The following is a 3,928-nucleotide window of genomic DNA, read 5'->3' as shown; positions in this document are numbered from 1 at the left end:
CGCCGCCGGCGTCGCGCTCGCGGTGCCGCTCGTCGCCGGCACCGCGACCGGCCACCCCGGAACCGGCGCGGCCGTCGCCCTGCCGGCCGTCCTGCTCGCCATGCCTTTCCCGGAGGCCGCCGGGCGCGCCGAACGCGCCCGCCACCTGGCCGTCCGCGCCGCCTGGACGACCGTCGCGGGCGTCTACACCGCCCTCGCGGGCAGCGGCGCCCTCGCCCTGACCCTCGGCGTCGGCACCACCGCCTTCATCGGAGCGCTGCTCCCCCGCGTGGGCCCCACGGCGGCCCTGGCCGTGCTGCTCACGGGCATCACCGGTACTGACGGAGCTCCGCCCGAGGGGCTGCCGCTTCCGGGCCTCGCGCAACTGGTCGGCTGCGTCTGGACGTCGGCCCTGCTGCTGCCCCTCCGGCGGCGGGCGCCGGCGGACGACGGGCGGGCGGGTGCCGGACCCCGGCGAGCGGCCGAGGCCGAGCTGCCACGCGACGGCACCGGGCGGGCCCCCGGGGACCCGGATGGGCCGCCGACCGGCAGGGAGGGCCTCACCACCGGAGCGGACCGGACGCCCTCGGGCGGAGAAGGACCTGCCGCCGGAGGGACTGCCGCCGGAGGGGGCGGGCCATGCCAGGGGGCGGCGCGATCGCCTTCCGGCGGCACCGGGCCGCCCGTGACGGCGGCAGGGCCGCCCCCGGGCAGCGGCACTCCGCCCGGCGCCGAGGGGAACCCGCCGGCCTCGCCCTCCTCCCCGCCCGCACCGGCGCCCGCAGGCAAGCTGCGGCACGCAGCCCGGCTCGGTGTGCTCACCGCCGGGGCCGTGGCCGTCACCGGGGTGCAGGGTGCGCTCTGGGGCGAGGGGCACTGGTTCGTGACGTCGCTCCTCCTGACGCTGCGGCCCACGCCCGAGGAGACCCGGAGCAAGTTCGCCAAGCGCCTGCTGGGCAACAGCCTCGGCGGCGTGGCCGCCGCGCTGCTCCTGCTCAGCGGACCCGGCCCGTACGCGGTGGCGGCGCTCGTCGGCGTCTTCGGTGCGGCCGCCTACACCTTCCGCCCCGTCGACTACGTCTACTGGGCGCTGGCCTCGCCCGCGCTGCTGCTCCTCCTCAGCGACTTCGACGAACCGGTGCCCTGGTACGCGACGGCGGTGCGGGTGGCCCTGAACCTGGCCGGCGGCGGCCTGGCCGTCTTCGCCTCCCGCTGGCTGTGGCCCGGCCGTCGGACGTGACCGGCCGGCGTCACCCCTGCCGCCCGTGCGGCCCGTGCGGCCCGTGCGGCGCGGTGGCCGGTTCCGCACCCTGGGGGCGAAGGGGTGTGCAACCCCTCCCGGGGGTGGGGTGTCTGTACGGGCACGGAGACGGCCGTCCCGCGTACGTCCACCGACAGGCACCATGCGACCCGAGACTTCCAGGGAGGACACAGTGAAGCGTGCTGTACGTGCCCGCGTCGCCGGAGCCACGCTGCTCGCCGCCACCACCGTCACCGCACTGGTGGCGGGCACAGGAACGTCCGCCGCCGCCCCGGCCCGCGCCACCGCCGCGTACAACAAGGAGTGCGGCGCCGGATACACGCTGGTCAACCAGATCCCGATCCCGGACCGCGGCGCGGTCTTCCTGACCTACAACTCCGCCAACGGCAAGAACTGCGTGGTCACCAAGCGCAACGGCTCGAACGGTTCCAAGCTGTGGGTGGGCTCCTGGATCCAGCGCAACAAGGACCTGAGGTCGAAGCAGGAGCAGTACGGCTTCTTCACCTCCTACTCGGGGCCGGTCCACCTCGACGCCAAGGGCAAGTGCGTCGACTGGGGCGGCGAGATCGACGGTTACGTCGTGGCCCGCTACAAGACGAACTGCGGCACGCTGGCCCCGGCCGGGCGGTAGACCCGCCGGCCTCGGGACCGGGACGGGACCGGAGCCGGGGGTGGGGGCGGTGGCCGTCACCCACCGGTTCCGGGCACGGCACCCGAGGCGACGGCCGCGGCCGCCGCCGCCCGTATCAGCGCCGCGTTCCCGGTGGCCGGGGAGCCGTCCGGGAGGTGGAGGACGTCCTCCAGGCCGACGCGCGTCGACAGGCCCTGACGCAGGGCCAGCCGGAGCACGGGCCAGGCGCCGCCGTCCTCGCCGTGGAGGAGGACGGGCGCGGCCGGGTCCGTGCCCAGCGCGTCCAGCAGCGCGCGGGCCGACCGCTCCGCGGTGCCGGCGTCGGTGTCGGTGACCTCCGCCAGGATCCGCAGCACCGAGCCGGCGCGACCGGCGAACGGCGAAGCGCGGAAGCGGGCCACCGCGTCCGTGCCCGAGAACAGACCCGCCTCGACGCTGACGCCGCGCTCCGCCAGCGCGGCGGCGACCGTATCGGCGCCCTCCTCGTGCCAGTTGACGGACGCGTGGTCCGGCAGGACCGTCCACGAGCGGACGAGCGCGGCCCGTATCCGGGGGTCGGGCGCGGCCCACGCGCCGGTGGTGACCCCGACCGGCACGCCCGGCACGGCGGCCCGTACCCGCCCGACCACCTCGGCGACGGCCGCCGGGTCGAGGGTGTCGGCGCCGGCCGCGTCCTTCGGGTGCACATGGAGGTCCACCGCCCCGGCGGCGACCGCCTCCCGTGCCGCCACCGCCAGTTCGGCGGCCGTGACGGGCAGGCCCGGGTGCTCCCGCCGGTCACGGGAACCGTTGAGACACGCTTGCAGGATCATGCCGACAGCATGGCAGGGGGGTCTGACAACGGCCGCCGCCCGGTCCAGAGCCGGCGGTCCGCTTTGTAGGGATCCCACAGGGCGGGCCGGTTCGCGCTGACCCTCGCCGCACCGGCGCGCGGGTCCGTCCGTCGGTGAGGATGAGCGGGTGGCCGATCTCCTGAACCCGGCGGACCCCGCCTTCGCGCGCGACCCCTACCCGTACTACGCGCGGCTGCGTGCCCGCGGCCCTGCGGTGCGGGTGGAACTCGCCAACGGCACGCACGCCTGGCTGGTGACCGGCTACCGGGAAGCCCGGGCCGTGCTGGCCGACCCCCGCTTCTCCAACGTGCCCCCTCAAGCCGCCGGCCGCCCCCGGCCCGACTCGCCCGCCCGCCGCGCCCAGGCCTGCCTCGCCCGTCACATGCTCAACTCCGACGCCCCCGACCACACCCGGCTCCGCCGGCTCACCACCGCCGCGTTCACCCCGCGCCGCGTCGACGCCCTCCGGCCGCGCATCGCACGGCTGGCCGCCGGCCTGGCCGGGGACCTCGCCGGACGGCTGGACCGCGACGGCACCGCCGACCTCGTCGACGCATTCGCCTTCCCGCTGCCCGTCCTCGTCATCGGCGAGGTCCTGGGCGTCCCCGAGGCCGACCGCGCCGACCTGCGGGACTGGACGTACCGCGTCGGATCGCCCGCCGACGCGCTCGCCCCCGGTGCGGTGGACGCGGCCTGGACCGCCCTGCACGCCTACTTCACCGCGCTCATCGCGGACAAGCGGCGCGCGTCCGGCGACGACCTCTTCAGCTCCCTCGTGCACGACGCTGGGGAGGGAGGCGGCCCGGACGGCGGCGGGCTGGGCGACGCCGAACTCCTCGCCATGGCGTTTCTGCTGCTGTTCGCCGGCTACGAGACGACCATGAACCTCCTCGCCTCCGCCGCCCTGCTGCTGCTCACCCACCCCGACGAACTCGCCGCCGCACGGCGGGACCGCACCGGGCGGCACTGGGACGCCGTCGCCGAGGAGACCCTCAGACACGCCAGCCCGCTGGAGGGGACCACCTGGCGGCGGACCACGGAAGAGGTGGACCTCGGCGGGGGAGCGGTCATACCCCCCGGCGCCTCGGTCCTCGTCGTCCTCGCCGCCGCCAACCGCGACCCCGGCCGCTTCCCCGACCCGGACGCGTTCCGGCCCGGCCGCTACCTGCCCGGTGCCGAACGGGCCGCCGCCCACGCCGCGTTCGGCCACGGCCCGCACTTCTG

4 protein-coding genes are annotated in these 3,928 nt (G+C 76.9%); 3 read left to right on the top strand and 1 reads right to left on the bottom strand.

Translation table 11 applies throughout. The annotated features are described in order from the left end of the window. Nucleotides 1-1,219: FUSC family protein (locus JNW98_RS28655; protein WP_223771219.1), on the top strand; the 1,219-nt coding region annotated here is incomplete at its 5' end. A 193-nt stretch (nt 1,220-1,412) separates the two neighbouring features. Further along, nucleotides 1,413-1,871 (top strand): spore-associated protein A, encoded by a 459-nt coding sequence (locus JNW98_RS28650; protein ID WP_223771218.1) that lies wholly within the window; start codon nt 1,413-1,415, stop codon nt 1,869-1,871. 56 nt (nt 1,872-1,927) lie between these two features. Here the strand turns inward: JNW98_RS28650 and JNW98_RS28645 are convergent, their stop codons facing one another. Next, entirely contained in the window at nt 1,928-2,683 is a 756-nt protein-coding gene (locus JNW98_RS28645) for a 3-keto-5-aminohexanoate cleavage protein (protein WP_223771217.1), read from the bottom strand. 148 nt (nt 2,684-2,831) lie between these two features. Here JNW98_RS28645 and JNW98_RS28640 point away from each other — a divergent pair. Next, the coding region (locus JNW98_RS28640) for a cytochrome P450 (protein ID WP_223771216.1) at nt 2,832-3,928 on the top strand (1,097 nt) is incomplete at its 3' end.

The sequence above is a fragment of the Streptomyces huiliensis genome, assembly GCF_020037025.1.
GTDB classification, from domain to species: domain Bacteria; phylum Actinomycetota; class Actinomycetes; order Streptomycetales; family Streptomycetaceae; genus Streptomyces; species Streptomyces huiliensis.
Note: the sequence above shows the minus strand (reverse complement) of the source record. Positions and strands in the feature narration are given on the sequence as shown.